The organism is Bacillus sp. COPE52 (genome assembly GCF_003355115.1).
GTDB lineage: Bacteria > Bacillota > Bacilli > Bacillales > Bacillaceae_G > Bacillus_A > Bacillus_A toyonensis.
Map to the genome: position 1 here is coordinate 428874 of NZ_CP031292.1, position 26966 is coordinate 455839.

The 26966-nt window shown below is 35.0% G+C and carries 25 protein-coding genes; 8 read left to right on the forward strand and 17 right to left on the reverse strand.

The genetic code is table 11. The annotated features are described in order from the left end of the window. Positions 1 to 138 precede the first annotated feature (138 nt). Positions 139 to 1266 carry a radical SAM/CxCxxxxC motif protein YfkAB gene (gene yfkAB, locus DPQ31_RS02250; RefSeq protein ID WP_000156032.1) on the forward strand — a complete coding sequence of 376 codons (1128 nt, stop codon included), beginning with the start codon at positions 139 to 141 and terminating at the stop codon, positions 1264 to 1266. A gap of 39 nt (positions 1267 to 1305) precedes the next feature. On the opposite strand, the gene DPQ31_RS02255 is transcribed toward yfkAB, so the two are convergent. Both DPQ31_RS02255 and cax read right to left on the reverse strand, forming a co-directional pair. Beyond that, entirely contained in the window at positions 1306 to 2103 is a 798-nt protein-coding gene (locus DPQ31_RS02255; protein ID WP_002093842.1) for a YfkD famly protein, read from the reverse strand. A gap of 81 nt (positions 2104 to 2184) precedes the next feature. Beyond that, on the reverse strand, positions 2185 to 3240 hold the full coding sequence (gene cax, locus DPQ31_RS02260; RefSeq protein WP_002093843.1) for a calcium/proton exchanger: 1056 nt from the start codon (positions 3238 to 3240) through the stop codon (positions 2185 to 2187). 179 nt (positions 3241 to 3419) lie between these two features. Between cax and DPQ31_RS02265 the strand changes: the two genes are divergently transcribed. From DPQ31_RS02265 to DPQ31_RS02275, 3 genes are all read left to right on the forward strand, one after another. Further along, positions 3420 to 3836 (forward strand): pyridoxamine 5'-phosphate oxidase family protein, encoded by a 417-nt coding sequence (locus DPQ31_RS02265; RefSeq protein ID WP_000550219.1) that lies wholly within the window; start codon positions 3420 to 3422, stop codon positions 3834 to 3836. Positions 3837 to 3990: 154 nt separating this feature from the next. Continuing rightward, entirely contained in the window at positions 3991 to 4137 is a 147-nt protein-coding gene (locus DPQ31_RS02270; protein WP_000817786.1) for a BH0509 family protein, read from the forward strand. 106 nt (positions 4138 to 4243) lie between these two features. Further along, positions 4244 to 4672 carry an EamA family transporter gene (locus tag DPQ31_RS02275; protein WP_000100302.1) on the forward strand — a complete coding sequence of 143 codons (429 nt, stop codon included), beginning with the start codon at positions 4244 to 4246 and terminating at the stop codon, positions 4670 to 4672. A gap of 11 nt (positions 4673 to 4683) precedes the next feature. Here DPQ31_RS02275 and DPQ31_RS02280 read toward each other — a convergent pair whose 3' ends face one another. Continuing rightward, positions 4684 to 5277 carry a DedA family protein gene (locus tag DPQ31_RS02280; protein WP_000434868.1) on the reverse strand — a complete coding sequence of 198 codons (594 nt, stop codon included), beginning with the start codon at positions 5275 to 5277 and terminating at the stop codon, positions 4684 to 4686. A gap of 402 nt (positions 5278 to 5679) precedes the next feature. Here DPQ31_RS02280 and DPQ31_RS02285 point away from each other — a divergent pair, with 402 nt between their 5' ends. Next, entirely contained in the window at positions 5680 to 8442 is a 2763-nt protein-coding gene (locus tag DPQ31_RS02285) for a tetratricopeptide repeat protein (RefSeq protein WP_000151398.1), read from the forward strand. A 42-nt stretch (positions 8443 to 8484) separates the two neighbouring features. On the opposite strand, the gene lepB is transcribed toward DPQ31_RS02285, so the two are convergent. From lepB to DPQ31_RS02300, 3 genes are all read right to left on the reverse strand, one after another. Next, on the reverse strand, positions 8485 to 9021 hold the full coding sequence (lepB, locus tag DPQ31_RS02290) for a signal peptidase I (protein ID WP_087971187.1): 537 nt from the start codon (positions 9019 to 9021) through the stop codon (positions 8485 to 8487). Positions 9022 to 9298: 277 nt separating this feature from the next. Beyond that, on the reverse strand, positions 9299 to 9979 hold the full coding sequence (locus DPQ31_RS02295) for a lysoplasmalogenase (RefSeq protein WP_001102002.1): 681 nt from the start codon (positions 9977 to 9979) through the stop codon (positions 9299 to 9301). Between the two features lie 123 nt (positions 9980 to 10102). Next, a complete protein-coding gene (locus tag DPQ31_RS02300) occupies positions 10103 to 11053 on the reverse strand; it encodes a DMT family transporter (protein WP_199632324.1) in 951 nt (316 codons plus the stop codon). 271 nt (positions 11054 to 11324) lie between these two features. Between DPQ31_RS02300 and DPQ31_RS02305 the strand changes: the two genes are divergently transcribed. Then, positions 11325 to 13250 carry a heavy metal translocating P-type ATPase gene (locus tag DPQ31_RS02305; RefSeq protein WP_208731500.1) on the forward strand — a complete coding sequence of 642 codons (1926 nt, stop codon included), beginning with the start codon at positions 11325 to 11327 and terminating at the stop codon, positions 13248 to 13250. Positions 13251 to 13438: 188 nt separating this feature from the next. On the opposite strand, the gene DPQ31_RS02310 is transcribed toward DPQ31_RS02305, so the two are convergent. Genes DPQ31_RS02310 through DPQ31_RS02320 form a run of 3 tightly spaced genes read right to left on the reverse strand, consistent with a single transcriptional unit; the run spans position 13439 to position 15345 of the window. Beyond that, positions 13439 to 14305: a YihY/virulence factor BrkB family protein gene (locus tag DPQ31_RS02310; RefSeq protein WP_001226534.1), complete on the reverse strand. Its 867-nt coding sequence runs from the start codon at positions 14303 to 14305 to the stop codon at positions 13439 to 13441. Positions 14306 to 14311: 6 nt separating this feature from the next. Next, on the reverse strand, positions 14312 to 14827 hold the full coding sequence (locus tag DPQ31_RS02315; protein ID WP_199632322.1) for a DUF4075 domain-containing protein: 516 nt from the start codon (positions 14825 to 14827) through the stop codon (positions 14312 to 14314). Positions 14828 to 14880: 53 nt separating this feature from the next. Continuing rightward, a complete protein-coding gene (locus DPQ31_RS02320; protein ID WP_000250904.1) occupies positions 14881 to 15345 on the reverse strand; it encodes a low molecular weight protein-tyrosine-phosphatase in 465 nt (154 codons plus the stop codon). A 175-nt stretch (positions 15346 to 15520) separates the two neighbouring features. Here DPQ31_RS02320 and DPQ31_RS02325 point away from each other — a divergent pair, with 175 nt between their 5' ends. Both DPQ31_RS02325 and DPQ31_RS02330 read left to right on the forward strand, forming a co-directional pair. After that, positions 15521 to 15745, forward strand: coding sequence for a DUF1128 domain-containing protein (locus DPQ31_RS02325; protein ID WP_000366197.1), 225 nt, complete (start codon positions 15521 to 15523; stop codon positions 15743 to 15745). Between the two features lie 192 nt (positions 15746 to 15937). Then, positions 15938 to 18604, forward strand: coding sequence for a cation-translocating P-type ATPase (locus DPQ31_RS02330; protein WP_208731501.1), 2667 nt, complete (start codon positions 15938 to 15940; stop codon positions 18602 to 18604). 175 nt (positions 18605 to 18779) lie between these two features. On the opposite strand, the gene DPQ31_RS02335 is transcribed toward DPQ31_RS02330, so the two are convergent. The 8 genes from DPQ31_RS02335 to DPQ31_RS02370 form a co-directional block, all read right to left on the reverse strand. Then, positions 18780 to 19862, reverse strand: coding sequence for a toxic anion resistance protein (locus tag DPQ31_RS02335; RefSeq protein ID WP_001064417.1), 1083 nt, complete (start codon positions 19860 to 19862; stop codon positions 18780 to 18782). A gap of 18 nt (positions 19863 to 19880) precedes the next feature. Continuing rightward, entirely contained in the window at positions 19881 to 21512 is a 1632-nt protein-coding gene (locus tag DPQ31_RS02340) for a YceG family protein (RefSeq protein ID WP_000492834.1), read from the reverse strand. Positions 21513 to 21621: 109 nt separating this feature from the next. Then, complete coding sequence (locus tag DPQ31_RS02345; RefSeq protein ID WP_000025680.1) at positions 21622 to 22413, reverse strand: TerC family protein; 792 nt, start codon at positions 22411 to 22413, stop codon at positions 21622 to 21624. Between the two features lie 73 nt (positions 22414 to 22486). After that, positions 22487 to 23065, reverse strand: a complete 579-nt coding sequence (locus tag DPQ31_RS02350; protein ID WP_000236645.1) for a TerD family protein — start codon at positions 23063 to 23065, stop codon at positions 22487 to 22489. A gap of 80 nt (positions 23066 to 23145) precedes the next feature. Then, a complete protein-coding gene (locus DPQ31_RS02355; protein ID WP_000146728.1) occupies positions 23146 to 23730 on the reverse strand; it encodes a TerD family protein in 585 nt (194 codons plus the stop codon). A gap of 23 nt (positions 23731 to 23753) precedes the next feature. Next, positions 23754 to 24350: a TerD family protein gene (locus tag DPQ31_RS02360; RefSeq protein ID WP_001121599.1), complete on the reverse strand. Its 597-nt coding sequence runs from the start codon at positions 24348 to 24350 to the stop codon at positions 23754 to 23756. Between the two features lie 128 nt (positions 24351 to 24478). Next, the gene (locus DPQ31_RS02365; RefSeq protein ID WP_208731502.1) at positions 24479 to 25357 is read right to left on the reverse strand and encodes an ROK family protein; all 879 of its coding nucleotides are present in this window, start codon (positions 25355 to 25357) and stop codon (positions 24479 to 24481) included. A gap of 62 nt (positions 25358 to 25419) precedes the next feature. Then, positions 25420 to 26966 (reverse strand): SH3 domain-containing protein (locus tag DPQ31_RS02370; protein ID WP_261797498.1); only part of this gene is annotated, 1547 nt, incomplete at its 5' end.

Consider the following 26966-nt stretch of genomic DNA (forward strand, 5'->3'; position numbering starts at 1 on the left):
AATTTTGTCACGATTATCCGCTATAATGTAAGCCCTCTCTCTTTTTCCGCTAAAAAGTTTCACTTTATAAAAAGTACATATTCTTCTATTATAGAGAATGGACAAATTGTTATTTCAATAGTCAAAGGAGTATTTCATATGACGATATCACAAAAAATGAAGCCGATTACTCCTTCTTACGATCCATGGGAAGCGTATATGGACCTTGAAGAGTACGGCAAACTACTATTAACAAACGTTGAGTTTACAACGACAACGTTATGCAATATGCGTTGCGAGCATTGTGCTGTTGGTTACACATTACAGCCGAAAGATCCAAATCCGCTTCCGATGGAGCTTTTATTAAAACGATTAGATGAGATTCCTCATTTACGTTCTTTAAGTATTACTGGCGGAGAACCTATGCTTTCAAAGAAATCCGTCGACAACTATGTAACACCACTCTTAAAATACGCTCATGAACGAGGCGTTCGCACTCAAATCAACTCAAACTTAACTATAGATTTAGCACGTTACGAACAAATTATTCCTTATTTAGATGTGCTGCATATTTCTCATAACTGGGGAACAATTGATGACTTCGTTGAAGGCGGATTTGCAATGATGGAGCGTAAACCTACTTATGAACAACGTGCAAAATTATTCGAACGAATGATTACCAATAGTAAAGCTCTATCCGATGCAGGTGTACTCGTATCAGCCGAAACGATGTTAAACAAAAGAACTCTACCACACATTGAACATATTCATCGTCAAATCGTTGAGGAAATGGGTTGTAAACGTCATGAAGTGCATCCGATGTATCCAAGTGACTTCGCTAGCACACTTGAAATTTTAACAAAAGACGAAATTCGAAAAGCTATTGAACATTTATTAGAAATTCGTGACGAAAATGTATGGATGTTATTTGGAACATTACCTTTCTATGCATGTAGTGATGATGAACGCGATTTAGCTACATTTAAGAAATTACATGAAAGTAAAAATGTAACTGTACGTAATGATCCAGATGGCCGTTCTCGTTTAAATGTAAACATTTTCGATGGAAATATTATTGTGACGGACTTTGGTGATGTTCCGCTTCTAGGAAACATACAAACAAACACATTACAAGAAGCATATGAGAAATGGAGCGCTTCAAAAACAGCAAAATCATTAAGCTGTCATTGCCCTGCGGTGAAATGTCTTGGACCGAATGTTCTTGTAAAGAACAGCTACTATCCAACAGAAAATTTCTTATCAAAAAAATCAAACCTTATGTTATAAATAAAAACGTCAGCTTATATGGGCTGACGTTTTTTTATTTCATTGCGCATGCGACGAGGAAATAAATTTAAAAAACAAATGATCATGAATTGGAATAGCTGCTCCAATTCCTTGAGAGGTAACATTTTTTACAACAAGTCTTTTTTGATTTCCTTTTAAAACAAGGTACACTTCTCCAAACGTTACTTTTCCTTTTTCATTTACTGCTGGCGTATAAGCATATAAATATCCAAGTTGACTCGGACTAATATTATACACACGCTCATGTCCTGTACCATAACCAATGGTCGTTTTAAATGAAAGTGGCAACTGTACTTTTTCAAGCGCTTTTAGCAGCATCATTTTTTTCACATCTGTAGCATCTTTCATATCTGCTGTTAAATCGCCTTCAATCGTCTTTTGAGTTTCTTGCTTATAACGAAGTGGATATAAGCGATCTCCTCCTCGATTATCGTACACATTACGATTCACTTGTTTATATTCCCAATTAATCGATGTATCTACCGATTCATAATTTAAAGCCCATTGACCTAAATAAATTTTCGCGCGGTACCCTACTGCAAGCGGTGCATTTGAAATTGTCGTTTCATTAAACATCCGAATTAAGTCCGGATTTTCAATTTTAATATTTGCTGTTTTCAATAGTTCTTGAGCAAATTTACTAGGCTGCAAGCGCGGCAAATCTTGCGCATCGTTTGGAAACGTATTGTCTTTTGAAATATTTAAAACAGATGAAGGCATTTTTGTTTCTACCGTTGTCTTTGCAAAACTACTGTTAGGAAATAATAAAATAAACGAGACCATGGCTGAAAGACATATGCTGTATACTCGTTTCACCTGTCTGGCTCCTTCCTACATAAAGGTATATATACTACTTTGTTTATTGTTTTCTCTGAGCACAATTGTTATGCCTATTTTTCATAATAAATAAAAACCAATTCCCATAATGACGTACGCAGCTAATAACGTGCCTCCTTCAAACCAGTTTGTATCCCCATCATTGGAGATTGCAATCGTTAAGAAAACAGCTGTAATCATGGACACAAGTTCTGGTATTGTAAACACTAAAGGCATCCTTTGTACAAAAAACATAGAAAGCAATACTAATACAGGAGCAACAAACATCGCAATTTGTAATGTAGAACCTACTGCAATTTCAACTGCAATATTTACTTTATTTTTATAAGCCATAATAATTGCAGATGCATGTTCCGCTGCATTTCCAACAATTGCAACGATAATAACCCCTATAAATAACTCTGACCAGCCAAATGACTTCGCAACCGTCTCAAATGTATGCACGAGAGCCTCCGACACATAAGCTACTGCAATCGTCGCTATCGCTAAAATAAGGAGTGCTTTACCTTTCGACCACTCTGGCTCTTCTTCATGCGCTACTTCGTCACTTTTATGTTGATATACACCACGGTGCGTAACTAACTTAAATAGCAATGCAGCAAGGTACATAATAATCATAATAATAGATACGCCAATACTTAATTGATACGTCTTTCCCGCATCCATCTTCATTGAAAAAATTTCTGGAATAACAAAGGCTACGACAACAGCAAAAATTAATAAAGCTGAATTATGTCTTGCGTCGTAAACATTAAAGCTTTGTCTTTTATATTTTAATCCACCTATAAAAAAGGACAGCCCTCCTACTAATAGTAAATTTCCAAGTACAGAACCCGTTAACGAAGCTAACACAACTTCAATTAATCCTGCCTGAAGTGCGAAAATTGAAATGATAAGTTCAACGGCATTACCGAAAGTTGCATTTAATAATCCACCTATTCGAGGTCCAGAAACAATTGCCAAACTTTCTGTTGCTCTCCCCATAAACCCCGCTAATGCGATAATTGTAATGCAATATACAGCAAACATAATCGTTTGAGGCCAATGCATTGTTTTTCCGAGTACAGAAAGTGGTACACCTATAAGCGCTACTATAAGAAATATTTTATTAAACATGCTTTCCATCCTTCCATCGTATGTATTTCTCCTCATCATTAATATTATTCTTCTCCTAACTTGTCCGATTTCATCACAATTACGTTTAAAAAATCAGATTGAAGAAAACAGTATGAAAGATATTTAATTTATCTTGTTTAAACGGAGAAAATTATAAATTATGAAAAGAGGTTAAAAGTATGCACTTAAAAGAAAAAATTGCAACGATTATTCAAGGACAAAGAACAGGTGTGTTATCTACTGTACGTAATGAGAAGCCACACAGCGCTTTTATGATGTTTTTCCATGAAGATTTTGTACTATACGTTGCAACAGATCGACAATCAAAAAAGATAACAGATATCGAAAACAATCCAAATGTACATGTACTGCTTGGACGAGAAGGAAAAAAATTAGATGAAGATTATATAGAAGTTGAAGGCTTAGCTTCAATCGAGGAAGACTCAACATTAAAAAACAAGTTTTGGAATAATAGCTTAAAACGCTGGTTACTTGGTCCTGAAGACCCTAATTACGTATTAATAAAAATCAATCCTGACACAATTTATTACATCGATGGTGCAGGTACGACGGAGCCCGAGTTTTTACGACTATAAAATAAAACAAGCCCCCCTTAGGTGGGCTTGTTTTGTCGAAAAGTTCTTCTGAAAAAAACAATAAAATAGGTGGAACTTTCTAAAGATTCTGTTATATAATAGCAGTAACTTAAATAAACTGTATTAAAACAGACTGAGAGGAGAAATAAAATTGATGAAAAGAGAAGAACGTAAAAACATGATTGAGTTTATTGAAAAGAAAAAAGGAATTGAGCGTGACGAATTATTGTTTATGACAGACGATGAAGTAGAACATATTTATAATGTAACTTACTTTTTATATGAGGAAATTGCAGAGTAGTATAATAATCCCCACCTTATTAAAAATATAAGGTGGGGATTATTTCGTTATTAATACATGAGAATGATTTTCATGTATAATAATGTAAGATTGGAGGAATTTTACTATGAGCTCATGGCTATTATTCGCACTATTATCAGCAATTGCTGCTGCCCTTGTATCTATTTTTGGAAAGATTGGTTTAGATGGAATCGATGCCAATGTTGCTACGACAGTTCGTTCTATTATTATGGCATTATTTATGATAGGCGTTATTATTATACAAGGTAAATTTCAAAATATCGGCGACGTACTGCTAAATAAAAAAGCACTGCTATTTATCACATTAAGTGGGGTTGCAGGTGCTTCGTCATGGCTATTTTATTTTCTTGCCTTAAAAACAGGAAAGGTCTCTCAAGTAGCCCCTATCGATAAATTAAGTGTAGTGTTTTCTATTATTCTTGCGATGATTATACTCGGTGAAAAGTTAAACTTTATGACTGGTATCGGTGTAGTCTTTATTACAGCTGGTGTACTATTTATTGCTTTCAGCTAAAAAAACCGCTATTAGCGGTTTTTCTTTTTCTTTATGTAAAACCATACAATGCATGTAACAACTGCTGAAATGATTAAAATCCATATTCCATAATGATGTAAACTATACTCGACAAATCGCCACTTCTCTCCTAATTTCCAGCCAAGTCCGATAAAAACACTTATCCAAATGAGCGCACCACCGTAAGCGTACAAGCAAAAACGCCAAAATGTTAAATTCGAAACCCCAGCAAAATATGCTGTTAAATGACGTACTCCTGGTATAAAGTAACCAATCATTAAAAGAAATGGACCGTATTTTTCAAATAAAACATGTGTTTTTTCAATGTGATGTTCTTTAATTCTAACTTTCGGCCCATATTTTTTTAAAACAGGCAGACCGAGTTTTAAACCTAATATGTAACTTAATGTAATACCTAACATCGCACCCGCCATCCCACTTGAAAAAGCAGCAGTTCCTGACATAACGCCTTTTGAAACATTATAACCAACAAAGGTCAATAAAAACTCGTCTGGTATCGGTAATCCGACAATCCCACCAGCCAATGCTATAATAATTCCAAAATACCCATAATGCGCGATTAACTCGCCAATATGTTGTTCCATTCGGAAGACACATCCTATGCACGATCGTTATTCCACATTTTGCCCGTTCTCTCTTTAAGACAAACATGGTATACATATTCACTATACATTGTTTTTATAATGAACTCTACTTCTACCCATTCTTTTAACAGCGATCAAGTGAAACTTTAATCAGTGGGTATTTTGTCTATCTCCACTGATTATTAGCCCACACCAATCAGGATTAAAAAATAAAAATTCATATGCTTGTTTTTTTGTTACAATAAAGGAAAGCTACTTTTCGCAACGGTTTAACTCTCAAGAAAAATGATACATCTAGCAAAAACATAGTTTGGTCTATATAATACAACTTCTATCTATTAAAAAACATGTACCCTTTTACATACAACATCATTTTTCTAAATTATACAGGGGGGAACGAACATGACCATTGAAAATCAATTTATCCAAAAAGTTTACTATAAAACATTTTTAACAGAAGAAATTTCTACTCCAGTATCGGAAGTACTCGGTGAAGCATACATAAATGAATCTAAAAATGAATTCTCCAACATTTCTAATATTCGCTTTGCTCAAGGTGAATTTTATTATCAAAATAAAGATTTTGAAGCAGCCATATTTAAGTGGGAGAAAGTAAATAACGACCTTGAACTTTGGGCAACCAAAAATATTGCTGATGCCTATTTTGAACTCGGATTCTTACCAAAAGCAGAAGAAATTTATCAATCTATTCAAACTGAAGGTACAACTCTTACGATGGAAGTTTCCTTGCAACTTCTTTCTCTTTATATCGAGCAAGATCGTTTAGGATTAGCTTTTAAGACGATTAGTGAAGCTGTGGCATTTCAACCAGACTATCCGAATATTACTGCAATCGCACGTTCTTTCTATGAAAAACAAGAAGATTGGAACAACGCTATCGAACTTGCAGTTCAAGAGGGAATTCGAACAAAGTCATTACATTGGTTCGATACTTTAATCCATTACGTAAACCAAGGATTTACTAAACAAATCAAACCAGAATATTTCTATGATTCTTTAAAAGCTTTATATGCAATTGACCAAGTCCAATTTAAAGAGTTTGTTATTGCCCTTTGGAACAGCTATCAAAATGAACCATTATACCTTTCTTGGATCCAAAGCATGAATCATTTATTTTTACATATTGAAACAGATAACAATGACAATTGGAATGAAATTTCTATCCGCTACCAAGAAACATACTTTGCATTAATTACTGGCGATCATTTTATGCATGAATTAAACGGTCTTGTTCCTGATTTATTAACAAATTGGTTTAGTTTAACAAAAGCAAAGGATTCCTTACTTGTTTCTGCCGCCGTATTAGCATGGAATGAAGTTGCACCTACAACTTTAGAATCATTACTCGTAAAAAGTGCTGGAGCCTTACTTTCTAATTCATCAGCTGAAACAAATGTAGATATGGAAACCGTTTCTCATCTATTCGAAACAATTGCTGAATGGGCCGAGAAAAATGATGTAGATTTAAGTCATCAATTTACGCTACTCGTCCATGAACTATGTGATTTACATGTTAATAAACTACTAATAGCTGGAACAAGTGACCATGATAAAGCGTCATTCGTTAATTCAATATTAGGAGAGAACATCTTAACTGAGACTTTAACAGCTCCTATTCTATTTAAAGACGATAGTCAAACTGCAATAACGGAATTCAATGATCTAGATGTAAAAAACATCTCGAACTTTGATGAAGTCCATCAAATAATGGATACATCTTCCCAGTCAGAACTTGAGAAAAAATGTATAGAAATTAAGTTACCAAGTAGATTTTTAAGAAAAAATAAGTTTGCATTTCTTGTTACACCATCTGTTCAAGGACAATTGGATAAAAACAGCTCATACTTTGAATACTTACAGGCAGCAGAGAGCCTTATTTACATATTAAATTCTGCCTCACCATTACATGGCGAAGAACTTGATACATTACTTTATTTACGTGAACAAGTGCCAAACTTACAAATTCATTTCGTATTACACACAAATAATACGACTACCAATGAAAATCTAATTAGTAAACTTACAGTCCATTTCCCAAATGCAAAATTCTTCCCGTACTCTCCTTCCCAAGAGAGTAGCCAGCAACTTGGGGATGTAACAGAGTCCATTCTCTCTAATCTTGCAGAACGTGACATAGAGAAAGAACGTATAGAAAAGCTAATATGGTTTACTCAAAAGACAATCGCTTACCTTGTAAATGAACGTGTAGAATTAGAACATACATTAGTGAAATCAGTACGCTGGAATAAACATATATCTGTAAAACTTAATGGATTTATTAACAATCTTACTGCTCTTGAAAAAGACAAAATCCGTTCTATTACAGAATCTTATCTTTTAACGAAAGAAGAAATTACACAAGATATACATTCTCAAATTCCTGAATTATTACAGAGCTGTTCTGACCTTGTTCAAGAAGATAGTGATTTCAAATTAGTTCATGAAGAATTAAATGCTGCGATGAACGAACGAATTGACAAACATGTACAACAAGTGCTTCTTCCTAAATTTACTGGGTCTATTCAAGACTGGATTGAAACAGCACATAATGAATTTATTCAAGCTCAAGCTTATTTAGATGAAATGAGTGAAACGTTCAATAAATTATATAAAGAAGAACGTATGAAACTTCCTTGCGATTTCAAATTACTAGATGATTGGCATCGAGATGTCGTACGAATGACAAATAGAATTACAGTAACGAACATCAACATTTTATTACGCTTCACACCGACACAATTTTTCTTAAAGAGTGCCGGAAAATTATTTGGTAATATGCAAAAAAACCAATCTATGCTCGCAAACAAATATAAACAATATATTGAAACGGAAGACTATACAGAAATTGCCCAAACAATTTCAAAACAATTCTTCCTTCAATTTGAAGTATTTGAAGGTGCACTAGAGCGTGATATCATGATGTTCTTTAAAGATCCACTTAGCGTATTGAAACAAAATGTAGAAGCCGCTCAACTTGAAATACAAGAAGACGAACAAACATTAGCAACGCTAAGAAGCAACCCAGAAACTTATCATGATCCTTTAGCATTATTTAAACTACAACTATTGCAACACAAATTTGTTATAAGTACTAACCAAAACAATGAAGACGTCTTTGTATCTAACGAGTCTCCTACTGTTTAACATAAAAAACCAAGCAAACTGAAATTTGCTTGGTTTTTTACTTTAATTTATTATTTTCACATGTTCAAATGGATAATAAATTGCCGCTAACTTTCCTAATACATCTGCTCTATCAATAAGTCCTAAACCATTTCTACTATCCCTACTTATTAAGCGATTATCTCCCATAACAAAAATCTTATTTTTAGGAATTGTAATAGGTCCAAAGTCCTCTGTTAAATTCATCAGTTTTTTTTCAGCTTGTTTTTTATTACTATGCAAATACTCCTCATTTTTCACCTCATGATTCACATATAATTGGTCATTTCTCATCTCAATTACATCACCCGGTAACCCAATCACTCTTTTCACATAAAAATTATCCGTCTTCACAACAATAATGTCTTCTCTACCATAACTTTCAAATTGCTTTGCCAACTTATTAACAATTATCTTATCCCCATCTTGTAACGTTGGCTTCATAGATGCTCCTTTTACAGTTGTAGGGAAAAACAAAAAGATTTTTGCCAAAAACGCTAATAAACATGCACTTGCAATTATTCCAAAGAACTCACGCAAACGTTTTTTCTTTTGCATCATTCCACCATCTCATTGTCTTTTTATTTATATTATAAATACTTCAGATAGTTGTTTTCCATAAAATTCTAAATTATATAATTATAATATTACAAATTTTAAAACACTATTCCTTACAAGTTTATTATTTTGATATATCATATTTTATATTTATTAAGCAGAAATTTTCCTATGAATTTTACACTTAACAAATACTAAAACTAATTAAACAAATATATTAGAATATCAAAGAAAAAGATACTCTCAAAATAGTCTATCTACTATTTTTGAGAGCATCTTTTTATAGTCCTACATATACAATACACATCTGAGCAGCGACATATGTAAACCAAATCCAAAGTGGTTCATACTTCAGCTTGCGGCCACCAATATCTGTCACACCAATAATAAAATCAGAAATCACAAACAGCAAACCACCAAGCGCTGGTATCCACCATATTCCTGTATTCTCATAGTATAAGGCGAATGCAAAGCAAGCCATTCCCCCAACCCACAAGCCGTAAATTAGGGCTCCTATCGTAAACAGTTTGTCCTGTTTTTCATTTCGGATAAAAAAGAACCACCCTATAATTAGAAAGAGTCCGTATACGAGTAAACCAATCCAAAAACCATTCCATGAAATACCTGTTTGCAAAAATGCTTTTACATAAAAACAATGGGCAAGAGCAAAAGTAACCATCCCTCCAATTAATCGATGGCCAAAGGGAATCAAACCTGCCATAAATAAATCTCCTAAAGTCGATAAAGTCATTCCTAATGCAACCCAGCTGCTATACTCTATCGATGGATCTTGTAGCCATATCCAAATCGCACTACCTGTTAAAGAAAAACTAAGAATAAGACGAACTGCTAAAGGTAACGGCATATTTTCTCTTGTTCTTTTTGTCTGTCCTATTGCATAAATTGCTCCTGTTAAAAAAATAATTATTTGTCCGATTAACACAATGTAAAGTACATTCATAATATGTTCTCCTCAATAAATGCTTTAATGTATCTTTTTTCGTTATATATAGTCTGTTCTCCTTTTTCTACATAAAAAAAGAAGAACAATACTGTTCTTCCATTTTAATCGCTTTTTTGTTCTCTACGCTACTTGTTTTTTTTGCTCCATTTTCTGCTTAGCCGGGGTACGATTTACGACAATGATTCCCACTGCTACACATGCTAGACCGAATAATACAAATGAATGAATTGCTTCTCCTAAAATCATGCTTGATAATAACACACCAAAGACAGGTATGAAGAACATATACATCGAGACTTTTCCTACTTTGTTATACTTCATAATTGTATTCCATATACAAAATCCCGCTGCCGATAAGAACGATAAATATATGAGCATAAGTATCGTATATAGGTTAAAAGTAAATGGCATCGCTCCAACTTGTAATGCACCTATACATAGTAACCCAACTGATCCAAAAATCATTTGGTATGCTGTCATATACCCAATATCTAACGTTTTACTACCCTCTTTTGCTAATATATTTCCATACGAATACATCATCGCTGCCCCAAGAAGTAATAAGCTACCTATTCCAAAATGGAATGATAAACTTCCATCACTCGGTACATTCACTAAAATGACACCACAAAATCCGATTGATACGCCCATTATTTTTCTCATATTGAGAGCATCATCTTTATATAAAAAGTGTGCGAGTAAAATTTGAAAGAATGATGATGTTCCTGAAATAATCGCTCCTTCAATTCCTGAGCTATAACTCATTCCAATATAAAAACATATATATTGAAGAAAAGTTTGGAACAAACCAATTTGAACTAACTGCTTCCCTGTTCCTTTTTTGAACTGCATATCTTTTCCTAGCGCTTTAAAAAATAATAAGAGCATTACACCAGATAAGAAAAAGCGATAACCAGCAAATAATATTTGTTCTCCGACTTCTTGTGGCCGAATCCCAAGTTCAGCATAGCTTAATTTAATAAAGGGAAATGCGCTTCCCCATAAAAAGGTTGCTACTATCGCAGCAATAAATACACCAATCGGATGAGTAAAAAATTTCTCTGTCTTCACTTGTTGTCTTCCTTTCCGATCTTTTTATGAACAATATTCATATATACCAAAGGAACTGTAAAAACACAAGTTTTCGGTTTATACTTGAAACAAAAACATATCATCTCTCAAAAACATATGCTATACTATAGAATAATTACAACATAATAACTATTAAAATCAGATTTAACAGAAATGCTGCTATCCGTTACGGATGGCAGCTTTCGTCGTTTTATAGGGGTTTCGATTTTGATTCTTTTTCTCAATAAGAATTTGAAAGGGGCGAGTAATAATGAACTCGGAAGTAAAAACATTACCATCAAAACAGAACGTACCTAGTCCATCTTGGATTCAAACACTAAAAAAGCACTATGAACTTATATTTGCAATCTTATCTGGTATTTTCATTTTAGCTGGCTGGTTATTCACAAAAAATGAGGCGATAAGTGTAGGTATTACTTTCTATATCCTCGCTTATGTAATTGGAGGATTTGCAAAAGCGAAAGAAGGCATTGCAGACACAATTGAAGAGAAAGAGCTAAATGTTGAAATGCTCATGCTCTTTGCTGCTATCGGTGCTGCCATGATTGGCTATTGGGCAGAGGGTGCTATTTTAATCTTCATCTTTGCGCTAAGTGGTGCAATGGAATCTTATACGTTAAGTAAAAGTCAAAAAGAAATTTCAGCACTTCTTGATTTACAGCCTGAAGAAGCATTACGTATTTCAAATGGAACCGAGGAATGTGTTCCTGTTGGAGAATTACAAATTAACGACATTATTTTAATTAAACCCGGTGAACGTGTTCCTGCTGATGGCACAATTCAGAATGGTGAAACAAATATTGATGAAGCTGCTATTACAGGAGAACCTATTCCGAATGAGAAAAAATTCGGCGATGAAGTGTTTGCTGGAACTGTGAATTTACGTGGTGCTATTGAAATTACAATTACAAAGCCGAGCGATCAAACATTATTCCAAAAGATTATTCGTCTCGTTCAAAGTGCACAAAGTGAAAAATCACCATCACAACTATTCATCGAAAAATTTGAAGGAACATACGTAAAAGGTGTACTACTCGTTGTTGCGCTTATGATGTTCGTTCCTCACTTCTTACTGGATTGGAGTTGGAATGAAACATTTTATCGCGCTATGATTTTACTTGTAGTCGCTTCTCCTTGTGCACTAGTTGCAGCTATTACACCCGCAACTTTATCTGCAATTTCTAACGGAGCGAGAAACGGTATTCTCTTTAAAGGCGGCATTCATTTAGAACGTCTAGCTTCAGTAAAGGCGATTGCCTTTGATAAAACAGGAACATTAACACAAGGAAGACCTACTGTAACAGATGTATATGTTCGAGAAGGTATAGCAGAAAGTGAAGTACTTTCTATTACAGCATCAATTGAAAGTCACTCTACACATCCTTTAGCTGAATCCATTGTTAAATATGCAAAACATGCTTATGATATTTCGATAAAAAAACCCGAAAACGTTGAAGATGTAACTGGTTTTGGATTAAAAGGAACATTAGAAAATAAAGCTTATAAAATTGGTAAAGCTGATTTTATCGGGGAACAAACAAAGACATTTCATAATGGTATTTCTACCTCCCTTGAAAAAGAAGGGAAAACTGTCGTTTATATAAGTGATGAAGATGGTATTCTTGGACTTATCGCTTTAAAAGATACACTCCGCCAAGAAACCATTGCTGCCATTCGCGATTTACAAAGCATTGGTGTGGAAGCAATCATGATTACTGGCGATAATGAAGAAACCGCAAAAGCCATTGCTGCTGAAAGCAATATAAAAGAATATTATGCATCCTGTTTACCAGAAACAAAAGTTGAAACGATTAAAAAGTTAAAAGAAAAATACGGTACAGTAGCAATGGTCGGAGATGGTATAAATGATGCACCCGCGCTCGCTACTGCTAGCATTGGTGTTGCAATGGGTGAAGGAACAGACGTAGCTTTAGAAACTGCAGACGTTGTACTTATGAAGAACGAATTGTCTCGACTTTCCCAAGCCATCCGTTTATCAAAACGAATGAACCGTATTGTAAAGCAAAATGTAGTATTTTCTCTAGCTGTAATTGCACTGCTAATCTGTTCAAACTTCTTGCAATTTTTAGCTCTTCCATTTGGTGTTATTGGGCATGAGGGAAGTACAATTCTTGTCATTTTAAACGGGTTACGATTATTAAAAGGAAACAAATAAAAACGGGTCCCTCATAGAGGACCCGCTTTTTTTAATGGTAGCTATTATGCCCGTTCGCACTACTACTTGTTTTATGCTTCGGATGCGAACTGCTCTTTTGTTTATTGTTGTTTTTATTATTGTGGTTCTTTTTATTATTACTCATGAAATATCCCCCCTGTTCCTTTTTATTATGGAACAAGAGCTCATTATTCATTACGGGAATTATTGTCACCCGTTCTATAGTGATGGAGTAGACCATTAATTTCACCGCCAAGTAAAATTACCCATCCAGTTAAGTAAAACCATAACATTAAAATAATAATTCCACCGAGACCACCATATGTATTGGCGTAATTCGCAAACTTATCTACATAATAAGCAAATGAGTACGATACCACAATCCACCCTACAGTAGCAAATATTGCTCCTGAAATGACTTCTCTTCTTTTTAACTTTCGATCTGGTGCAAATGTATATAAAAAACTAAACAAGGCAAATAGTACGAAGAAACTCGCTACTAATCGTGTAATACTCCATACGTAAGAAAAACTATCCGATAAACCAATTGCTTTAAATACCGCTGCCCCAATCACTTGTCCGAACACTGGGACAATTAGAGCAAACACAATCATAAAAATGATGGCTAATGTAAACACAATTGATAAAGCTCTTGTTTTAATAAAGGAACGTGTTTCGGTTACATCATACGCACGGTTAAAAGCATTCATAACCGCATTTACTCCATTTGAAGCAAACCATAGCATCGACAGTAAACCAAATGATAATAAACCACCATTTTGCTCATTTACAACTTTATCTACGTTTACTTCAATTAAGTACATTGCATCTTCAGGTACGTACGGTTCTAATAAATTGAGCACACTTTCTGTTTGAAGGTCAATAAATCCAAGAAGCGTAATTAAGAAAACAAGCCCAGGAAAAATAGCAAGTAAGAAGAAATAAGCGAGCTGTGCTGCCAAGCCCGCTACATCATCACGCATCGTCCGATCGTATAAATCTTTACCGAACGAATAAGTGCGATTTCTTCTTACCTTTTCTAAAATTTTTCTCATATATGTTTAAACGCTTTTCTTCTCTTCTTTATCTTGCTTTAACTCAATGTACGCTTCAGTTTTTTTTTCCTCTGCATGTGAGTCTTTCATAAATAATTCACGTGCTTCTTTCATACCACCATCTTCAGCAACTACTGGCTCTTCTTCTGCTTTAAGCTCATCTACCTTTGGAGATACAGCTTGAATTTCAATCGTTTCTGGCTTTTCTTCTCGCTCCATTTTTTTCTTACTAAAAATTTCTTTCGTTTCTTTTAACGTCTCTACAACTGACGGCGTCAATTTTTTAATTTCTGCTACTTTCGCTTTCACTACATTGAAATCAGCAAGTTCGCGTCCTTTATCTGTAACAGTTTGCACTTTTTCTTTAATCTTTGCATTTTCACCAATTTCAATCATCTTTGTTTTTGCTTTTTCAGCAGTGTTTTTTACTTTTTCACGGTTTTCTTTCTTTAACATGGATACAGCTACACCTGCCGCTACACCAAGCGCAATGTTTCGAGCAATATTATTTTTCTTTGCCATATTCCTTCACCCTTTCATTTCTTATGTTAGAAAGTATTTCTTTCTAAGCTTCCTCATATTCCTTGTTCATTTCGAATGAAAGCTAATAGCTTTGCACACCCTTCTGTTACAAGGTCATACACTTCTTGAAAGTTCCCTGTATAGTAAGGGTCAGGAACGTCTGTCCAGCCACCGTCTGGAACAAAGTCGGACAGCCTACCAATATAGCCTCCAGTTTTACCTAAACTTTTTAAATCTGCTATATTCTTGTTGTCCATGGCAATAATATAATCAAACTTTGTTAAGTCTTCTTTTTCTACTTGCCTTGCTTTAATTCCTTCAAAAACGACTTCATTTTCTTTTAAAATTTTTTGTGTTCCTTTATGTGGCGGATGACCAATGTGCCAATCTCCAGTTCCTGCAGAATCAATGACAATTTTCTCTTCAAGTCCCTCTTTTACGACAAGATCTCGAAAAATCGCTTCTGCCATTGGAGAACGGCAAATGTTCCCAAGACAAACAAATAATACTTGAACCATATTTTTGTTTCTTCCTTTCTTGGTGCATTTCTTAATATATACTTATAGTATAAACAACCAATTATTAAATATAAAGGAAATCCCTACTAATTTAATAGGATTGAAAAGATTCATTAACGAAAATGATAAAAAAATGTTAAGATAGCCTTATGTTATTTTAAAGGGGGACACTTCGGTGGATTTATCCGTAAAGTCAGAAGAAAACGTTGAATATATGGTCGAAGCTATTAAAGAAAAATTACGTATGGTTAATGCTGGAGCGATGAGAGCTGCTAGCTTTAACGAAGAAATGTACGAGGACTTACGTGACATCTATGAGCATGTTATGAAACGTGAAACATTCAGCATTAGTGAAATGCAAGCTATTACAGAAGAATTAGGTACATTAATTAAAAAGTAAAAAAGCCTCTCTTATATGAGGCTCTTTTTTATTTCCAACAAATTCATGACAACTCTTCTCTTTTCCTCAACCAACTGTAAAATATTGTACAATAGAAGTAGAAGCTCATCTTAGATTTTTTCTCCGTACATACTACTCACAAATAATAGCAACACTACCATTGCTAACTGTTTTTACTGGAGGTGCTTACTTATGAGCAAATGGTACAGTAAGACGAAAGATCAAATATTAACGGATCTTAAAACAAATGAACAAAGTGGTTTAACCACTGACGGTGTAAATGAACGCTTAAAACAATTTGGTTCAAATGAATTAACAGTAAAACAAAAACGTACTTTATGGCAGCGGATTTTTTCCCAAATTAATGACGTCCTCGTATATGTTCTTCTTATAGCTGCCCTTATTTCTGCCTTTGTAGGTGAATGGGCAGATGCAAGCATTATCGCGCTCGTTGTCATATTAAATGCAGTTATTGGTGTCATCCAAGAGTCAAAGGCTGAGCAAGCTTTGGAAGCACTAAAAAAAATGGCAACACCTAAAGCTATCGTAAAACGAGACGGCGAACTAAAAGAAATTCCATCTGAACAAGTCGTTCCAGGTGATATCGTCATGCTCGATGCTGGACGTTATATACCATGTGATTTACGACTTATCGAAACAGCAAATTTAAAAGTTGAAGAATCTGCTCTAACTGGTGAGTCCGTCCCTGTTGATAAGGATGCACTTTATCATCCTTCTATGCAAACTGATGAACAAGTGCCACTGGGCGATCAAAAAAACATGGCCTTTATGTCGACGCTAGTAACATACGGACGTGGCGTTGGTGTTGCTGTTGAAACTGGTATGAACTCACAAATTGGTAAGATTGCTACCCTTTTACATGAATCAGATGATGATATGACACCACTTCAAAAAAGCTTAGCACAAGTAGGAAAATATTTAGGCTTTGTCGCTGTAGCCATTTGCGCTATTATGTTTCTCATCGGTTTTTTACAAGGACGCGATACGTTAGAAATGTTTATGACTGCAATTAGTTTAGCTGTAGCGGCTATTCCTGAAGGACTACCAGCTATCGTTTCCATCGTTCTTGCAATTGGCGTGCAGCGTATGATTAAACAAAACGTTATCATTCGTAAACTACCAGCTGTTGAAGCTCTCGGGTCTGTCACAATTATTTGTTCAGATAAAACAGGTACATTAACGCAAAATAAAATGACCGTTACTCACTTTTATAGTGATAACACATACGCTCAGTTAGAAAATTTGAATGTAAATAATGACGTACACCGTCTATTGTTAGAAAATATGGTGTTATGTAATGATGCGTCTTATAGTAGTGAATCCCAAACTGGGGACCCTACTGAAATTGCCCTTCTCGTTGCTGGAAGCACTTTTAACATGCAAAAAGATCATTTAGAAAATAAACATGAACGTGTTAACGAGCTACCTTTTGATTCTGATCGTAAAATGATGTCAACAGTGCATACATACGATGAAAGCTACTACAGTATGACGAAAGGTGCTATTGATAAACTTTTACCTCACTGCACCCATATCTTTATAAATGACAAAGTTGAGGTCTTCACAAATTCTGATAAAAATCAAATATTAGAAGCTGCCGGGGCAATGTCTCAAGAAGCTTTAAGAGTACTTTCATTCGCATTTAAACAATATAATGCGAATGATGTGGATATAAATCATCTCGAAGAAAATCTCATCTTTATCGGTCTTGTCGGTATGATTGATCCACCACGCACAGAAGTAAAAGATTCCATTACAGAGTGTAAAAAAGCTGGTATTCGTACAGTTATGATTACTGGTGATCATAAGGATACCGCCTTTGCAATTGCTAAAGAACTTGGTATTGCTGAAGAAAAATCTGAAATTATGATTGGAACTGAACTAGATAACATTTCAGATACAGAACTAGCAAGCAAAATTAATCACTTACATGTATTCGCTAGGGTTTCTCCAGAACATAAAGTGAAGATTGTAAAAGCATTACGTGCGAAAGGAAATATCGTTTCTATGACTGGTGATGGCGTCAATGATGCTCCATCTTTAAAACAAGCAGATGTTGGCGTAGCAATGGGCATTACAGGGACAGATGTTGCAAAAGGCGCAGCAGATGTCGTTTTAACAGACGATAACTTCTCATCTATCGTTAAAGCCGTTGAAGAAGGCAGAAATATTTACCGTAACATAAAAAAATCGATTCTCTTCCTACTCTCTTGTAACTTCGGAGAAATTATCGCTTTATTTTTAGCTATTTTACTTGGCTGGGCGACACCATTACGCCCAATCCACATTTTGTGGGTTAATTTAATTACCGACACACTTCCTGCATTGTCACTCGGTGTTGATCCTGAAGATTCAGATGTGATGAAAGAAAAACCACGACGTGCGAAAGAAAGTCTATTTAGCGGGAGCGTCCCTTTTCTTATTTTCAATGGTGTTGTAATTGGATTTTTAACGTTAGCAGCCTTTATCGTTGGGGCGAAACTCTATGCTGGAGATACAAACTTATTTCCACTTTTCCCAGAGCAAATTGATGAAGATGCTCTATTACATGCTCAAACGATGGCATTTGTCGTTCTTAGTTTTTCTCAGCTCGTTCATTCATTTAACTTGCGTTCAAGAACGAAATCGATTTTCTCAATTGGGATATTTACAAATAAATACTTAGTCTTCTCACTTCTTATTGGTGTTCTTATGCAAGTATGTATCATCTCCATCCCTCCTCTAGCGAATATATTCGGTGTACATGCATTAACATTACGCGATTGGGGATTTGTTCTCTTGTTAAGTATCATTCCGCTCGTTGTGAATGAAATCATTAAATTAGTTAAGAGAAACTAAAAGGCAATGAGGACTGTTCCTCATTGCCTTTTCTTTATCCCACTATTTTCCCGGTAGTAAAACTCCCACCTCAAAATTCAGCTTGAGGTGGGAGATCAACTGCCCATAAACGCCCAATTGGTGAAGGTTAACAATCAGTGAGGATGAACAAAAACCCACTGATTAAAGTTTCACTTTATCCTTGTAATTCTTTTTTGATGTTTTCTGTTAGTGTAGCCATGCGCTTACGACTTTCTTCACGCTCACGTTTATTTTGCTCTTCAATTTGTTGTGTTTCTTGCATACCTCTTGAAATAATGTTCCAAGTTTCTTCAAGGGTTTCCATCTTAATACTAGAAGAACCTGATAATCTCGCTACTTCCACACTTTGAGTTGCGATATTTTGTGCATTTTTCTTCAGTAACTCATTTGTACGACGATCAAGTTCAGCCATAGAATCTGCAACAAGCTTTTGACGTTTCGCATTTACCGCTTGAATGATACCATTTTTAAAGATAGGAATCGTTGTAATAAATGCTGTATTAATCTTACCGATTAATTTATTGTTACCACGTTGAATCATACGAATTTGTGGTGCTGTAAGTAGAGCAACCATACGTGCCTTTTCTAAATCATCAATACGTTGCTCTAAAATTTCAACAGAGTTTTTAAGTGATTCTAATTCAATACCTGCTAGTTGATCATTATTACGTACGCGCTCTTCATACATCGGGACTAACTCTGTATTTAAACGCTCTAATAACATTTCTCCTGCCACTACGTACTTTTCTAAATCTAAATAATACTTTAAGTTTTGCTCATACAAGCCATCTAACGTACCAATTGATTTTTTCATTTCATCTTGATACTTCGTAATTTCTACGTATACTTTATCCATTTCGCGACCCATTGTCTGATACTTACTAAAGATTTGTTCAATCATTTTATCTGCTTTTTTGAACATACGTGAGAAGAAACCACTTTTCTCTTCCGCAAAATCTTTACTATCAAACCTGTCCATAATTTTACCAAGCTGTTTTAATAATTCACCAGAATCTTCTATTTTTGATAAAGACATTGTATGTAAAATTTGATCAGCGAAACGTGAAATTTCCATAGACGGTTCTTTTCCAAGCTCGATTAATTCTAACTGATCTTTAATATCTACCGCATTATAAATACGTTGTACTTCCGCATCTTGTCTAAGTTGTAAACGGACATCTTGTGCGGTTTGCTCATTTAATTCTGTTTTTGAATCTAGTACGACTGGGTTATTCATATGGTATTCTCCCTTTCCTTATAAAAATGGACGAAATAGTCCTTTTATTGTTTGTGATAAATTTTTATAGGCTGATGAACCATGAAACTCAAGATCAAAATTAACTTCCTCAAGCCAATGTGAATCAAATGCGCCTGCTTCAATATACGGTTCAATATCGTTTCTCCCCGTTGGATTGAAATGGAATACATCTACTCCAATTTGATTTAAAAATAGTAGTAAAACAGCATCGGAACGAGTTAATTCTCCACTCTTCTCATTATTAAATATAACAATTTTCGGTACATCTTGTGAATAATCAAATTTCTCAAGCTGTTCTAAAATATTCGGTGGTATTTGAGAGAGCTGCGCGAAAACATATAGTGCTACCTCTTGTTTCATCTCTTTCCCAACTGGTTTACACATTTCACTTTCACACGTATGGATGATTGCCTCTGCAATACCATGCTGTAAACCTTCCGGTAAACGCTTATGCGGCCACCAATGGCTATTCATAATTAAATCCGGGTGTAACTTTCCTCCGCGGTCCAATGCATCTCGGTAATGATATTGGAAATTCGCTTTTTGTTCTTTCGTAAACGGGAATGTATTAATTAATAAACTGTTATCGAATGATGTAACTGCCTTTAATCGTTGAAAATATTCTTTATCGTTCTTTGAAACGCCTGATATTTTTGCAAATAAAGAAGGGATATAAATGTGTTTATTTTCAACAAAGAATGTTGGGCGTACAAACGACTTTTCTTTCGTAATTAAAAAGAGTTCATCATATGTCGTTTTTAATGTACGTGCTACAGGTGTATACGAACGGAATTGCCACGGCTTATACAGTAGTGAATTATCATGGTGAAGTACTTGCTCAATTTCCTTTGAAGCTTGGTACGCTACTGTTGCGACGCGTTCGCGACGACGATCGGGAAATGGTTCAAGAGAAATACGGCTTGAATGAGACACAACAAAAGTTCTTCCCGCTTCATCGATATTCTCAAAGCCATCTTTTCCTTCCGGGTGATAATAAAGTACATCACAGCCGAGCATAATAAGAAAGTATAAGAAATATATACGACTTTCCTGTGCATCACCATACCAAATGATACGCGGCATTTGTTTCTTATAATTAATCGTAGAAAACCACTTCGTTACATAATTCTCACTTAACTTAATCATATCGATTAAGAAACGACGGAATCCTTCTGTCTTTAAAGATTGATTATGTTGTTTCTCATACAATTTCAATACAGAAATAAACGTCGTATGTATATAATGTTGCAAATCAGGATTGTCTACTTGCGGTAATAGTTGCTTTCCAGACAAATGGGCTACAAGCCTATTTACTGTAAGTCCATTTGGTGCTTCTTGATGTAACGCAAAAACTTCTTGAATATGACGCAGTTTTTCGGAATCAATCACCTTATTTAAATTTTGTTCATGCAAAACCTCAATCCCTTTTGCTTCACTATAATCAAATAAATCATTGAAATATTCATCTACATCATTAGGAACACCAAGAATACGCGTTGCTATATAACTAAATTTCATTTCATTCTCTGTCAGTTCATATTGTGGGCGTTTTTCTAAAAGCGCTTCAAATTGTTTTAAATCTGATTCTTCTTTTAATGCACATGGTTGAAGTGTAAAACGTGAAAACACAACAGTTCACCTCCAAAAACATTTACGTTTTTATAAAGTCTCTCTTCTATTATAAACTATTTTTAGTTATAAAAAATGGGCGCTCGCATAACGAGCAAACCCATTTCAATTATTTATGATTATTTTTAGTAGCTGCAACTTCTTCTTTAGCCTGTCCAGAATTCTTCATGTAGTGAATTATAAATGTTGCTCCAAATGCTACAAGTAAAATAATAAAGAACAGTGTATGACTAATGTGAATATCAATTAGAGACAATAACATTTTCGCTGCAATAATTAGAATTAAAATATACGCTGTTGTTTCTAATTCTGGAATACGCTCTAACAATTTTAAAAATACGCCAGCAATACCACGCATCATTAAAATACCGAGCATTCCGCCTAATAGTAAAATCCAAACTTCATTTGATACACCAAATGCAGCAAGTACGCTATCTACAGAGAACGCGATATCCATTAATTCAACCATCGCAACCGTTCCCCAGAAGACACCGAACATTCTAAAGAGAATACTATTTTGATTCATACCATGAGCTTCCTCTTCTTCACTTGCACCTTTACGCTTATCAATAAAGTATTTCACTGATAACCAAGCAAGGTAAAGCGCACCAAGAAGTTTTACCCACCATAATTTAATTAAGAACATTCCAATTCCAATCGCAATAAAGCGGAACACATAAGCTCCAATAAGTCCGTAGAATAATGCTTTTTTACGTTTCTCTTCCGGAAGATGTTTTACCATTACCGCTAACACAAGTGCGTTATCAGCAGATAGTAACCCTTCAAGTACAACAAGTGTACCAATTAATCCCCAAGATACTGGATCTTGCAACACTTTAATCCACATATCTAAGTCGAAAAACTGAGCATACGTATTAATGATTTCTTGCAAAATGCTCATCTTACCTTTATCCCCTATTCTTTGCTAGATTTATAGAAAGGTCAAAAAAAGGAAACGAATGTCGTTTCCCTTCTTATGCATCCAAGCCATACGCTCTTACAAGCGCACCTAATCCACCTTGGAAACCGCTTCCTACTGCATTAAACTTCCACTGTCCATTATGACGGTATAATTCACAAAAGACAACTGCTGTTTCAATGGAGAAATCTTCCCCTAAATCAAAACGAAGAACTTCTTCGTTTGTTTCCTCATTCGCTAAACGAACGAATGCGTTTCCGACTTGTCCAAAGTTTTGATTACGGCCTTCACCATCATAAATTGTAACTGTGATTGCAATTTTATGTACATCTGCTGGAACTTTCTTCAAATCGACAACAAGTTGCTCATCATCGCCTTCACCTTCACCTGTACGGTTATCTCCTGTATGCAGAACAGATTCACAAGGAGACTGTAAATTGTTATAGAAAATAAAATCAGTTTCCTTCGTACATTTTCCGTTCGCATCTAATAGAAATGCCGATGCATCTAAATCGAAATCAGATCCACCATCATAAGATTTAATATCCCACCCAAGACCAATTACCGCTTTTGTTAAACCAGGGCTTGTCTTACCTAAATCGATCTTCTGTCCTTTTTGTAACTGAATAACCATTTATATTCACCTCTATATTTTAATCTTTAAAAATATATCCATCAGTAAACATGCGTTTCACCGATGGATATATAAATCTATTACTCTACATCTAAACCAAAGTTATTACATAGAGAACCTAATCCACCTTGGAATCCACTTCCAATTGCATTGAACTTCCATTCACCTGCATGACGGTATAATTCACCCACTACTACCGCTGTTTCAATAGAGAAGTCTTCTCCTAAATCGTAACGAATTAATTCTGCATTTTTCTCTTCATCTAGAATACGTACGAAAGCGTTAGAAACTTGTCCAAAGTTTTGGCTACGGCCTTCTCCATCATAAATTGTAATTGTGAAACAAATACGTTCGATGTGAGCAGGAACATTTTTCAAATCTACTTTAATTGATTCGTCATCGCCTTCACCTTCGCCTGTGCGGTTATCTCCTAAATGCTCTACAGCACCATTCGCACCTTTTGGATTATTGTAGAAGACGAAATCCTCTGCGCCTGAAACTTTACCATTCGCACCTACTAAGAAAATACTAACATCTAAATCGAAATCGTTTTGTCCGTCATAACGATTCGTATCCCAACCAAGTCCTACAAGAACTTTTGAAAGACCTGGATTCGTTTTTGTTAAATCTACCTTTTGTCCCTTTTTCAACGAAATTGATGCCATATACAATTCCTCCTCAGTTTATTTTATTGATAACGTGATACAATCTCACTTAAATTTTTATCTTGTGTTCCTTCTCCAACCGCTGAAAATTTCCACTCACTTCCGTGTCGGTACATTTCTCCTGCAATTAGAGTCGTTTTGCCAGCATAGTTATCTGACAAGTTATAACGTGCTAATTCTTCACCTGTTTGCGGGTTTTGAATACGAATATATGCATTACGAATCATCCCAAAATCTTGACGACGATTTACACAGTCATAAATATTTACAACGAATACTAAACGATTAATACGGCTCGGAACTTTATGTAATTCTACGAAAATTGTTTCGTCGTCACCAGCGCCTTCACCTGTTAAATTATCTCCTGAATGAATAATACTACCACAAGTAGAAAGTTTGTTTCCAAAGTAAACTAAATCATTTTTATTTAAAAAACGCTCTCCTTCTAACATAACAACTGATGCATCACAATCTACATTTGGTTTACTTCCAAATAATGAAGACAGAAACCCACCTGATTGCCCAATTGGATCCCAGCCTAAGCCAACCTGTAGTTTTGCTACTCTCGGTTGTCCTTTCGTTAAATCGATCTTTTGTCCTTTTTCTAAAATAATAGGCATGAAGTTTCTTCCTTTCTACAAAGCATTTTCCTAATCGGAAAATATTGTATTCTTCTCTTATATTGTAGCATTATTTATCTATTGAGAAAAAGAATAAATTCTCAATTATATGAAAACACCTATATCATTTATTTATATTGATGTAAGAAGTGGTAAATCGAACCAATCATTCCTGCGTGATTACGATTTTTTGCGATTTTAATCTCGCAATTACTATAAATCTCAGGATTTAAATATTTTCGTACCTCTTCCTTTACTTCTTCTAAAAATCGATTACCTCTATTAGTAATCCCTCCACCAATAATAATTACTTTTGGATTGAAGATATAAGCAAGATTACTAATTCCAATGGCTAAATGTTTAAAGAATATTTGAACGGCATGTATAACTTCTTTATCCTTCTGATCATATAATTCAAAAATTTTTTCACCGTTCCAATTCCTGCTACCTTTATACTTCCGCACAAGAGAAATTAACCCTGAAATCGAGGCAACCTCTTCAAATTGTTTCCCTTCGATCAACATATTGCCCCATTCACCAGCACTAAATGAATGACCTCTGTACAGTTTTTTATTAATAACAATAGCTCCCCCTATTCCCGTTCCAAGGGTAAGCATAATACAATTATTTTCATCTCTTCCAACACCTTGCCACATCTCTCCAAACAAAGCACAATTGACATCATTTTCAATGGATATAGGAACTTTTAATACAGCTTGTAATCTATCAATAATAGGAATACCAGCATAGCGTGGAATATGATCCACGCCGCCAGTTATGATTCCTCTATGAATATCTACAATTCCGGCTGTACTAATACCAATTCCAGAAACAACATGTTCATTCATTAATTGCTCCGCCAAGCTAATAATCTTTTGAACGATTTGTTCCCCACCTAAATGGGCCTCTGTTAATGTAGTTTCGTGATTTAGTAATATCCCAGATTTTGAAATAATCCCATATTTAATCTGTGTACCACCAATATCAAATGCGATATATTTTTTCACACTGTCACTTCCTCTAACATTATGAACTTCACTTTTCTGCATTGAAATGATGATGTTTTCCTTTAATAAGAGTTCACGAGATTTACAGATCCAGCTTTTACGTAGACACTGTTGTATTCTTTATTATCCGAAACAATTTCATAATACGATCCTTGTGGTGTATTAACTGTTTTCTTAATGGCTACCATAATGTTGCGAGATGTCATTCCAGTCTGACCTTCAGCCATACTTTTGAATATCGGAGAACCTGCGGTTAACGTTCCAAGTCGATATTTATTTAAATCTTTACTTCCATTCATTGCATCAATTCTATACATAAGCGAGGCAATTTGCTGTCCCCAATTTTCATCACTTGCATACATGACGTTCATTCCTTGTGCCTTATCTCCTAAGTTTCCACCATTATATGTATTTCCACTTGGATTTAAGTAATGCTTATCTATATATGCCGCACAAAAATCAATACCTTCTTCCCATGTTTTGAATCCAGTTGCACCATTATATGGATCTGAATCTACCGCTCTAAAGCCAAATAAATTTTTCTTATCTTGCGCGATACGACTTGTTCCCCATCCTGATTCTAAAATTGCATGTGACACTAAGTAACCGGCATTCATCTTATATTTCTCTGCTGCACTTACAAAATATTTTCCTAATCCAATAAGTGGACTCTTTGCATTCGATTTACGTAAGAAATTATCAATTTCATCTCCTGTATAAGTAGATGTTGCACGAAGTGGCATATACTCAAAGTATTGATAACTATCTTGTCCTCCAATTTGCTTCTTATCAAAAGCCTCGTAACGCTCTCCTTCTTTTAAATGTTTCGGAGCATTACCAATTTGATACGTTGCATGTTTACCATTTTCCGGATTGTATACATAATGATATAACTTGCCATTTTTAGTTGCATAATACGACGTTTTCTCACCAGTCATTGTCGGATGTAATGTAACATCATTTATATTCACATAACCTGTCATACCATCAATTTGGACATGAATACGATCATCAACAGCTTTTACAAATTTCAGGTCAGCTCCACCCTTTACATATGTGAGCTTTTTACCCGTCGTAATATCATAAATATTAATAACACCATTTGCACGAACGAAACCTTGCTTCATATTTACAACTTTACCGTCACTTTTAATGTAAGCATCTTCTTTCATATTCTGCATAATTTGTGTTGCTTCCGCTTCATTTGGTTTTTGAACCTTTTGTGATGAGGTAACAATTTCATAAGAAGACGCACCTTGTTTAATTTTTAAGAACTGTAACGAAACATAACCCTCTCCGCCATTAAAACGGATTTTTGCCCAGCCATTTTCTTTTCCTATGATCGTAACAGTCTCTCCATTTTTCAAATGACCGACAGCTGCCGCACCTGTTGATGGACCTTTACGTACATTTAATAAAGACGCATTTACAACTGCTCGTTCTTCCGTTACCTGTCCAGGGTTTGTTGGGTTTGTTGGGTTTGTTGGATCTATGGAATCTTTACCAATCGTTATAAACTCTAACGACACATAACCTTCTTTTCCTTGGTAATTGATTTTCGCCCAGCCGTTTGCTTTTCCTAGTACTGTTACTTTTTCACCATTTTTTA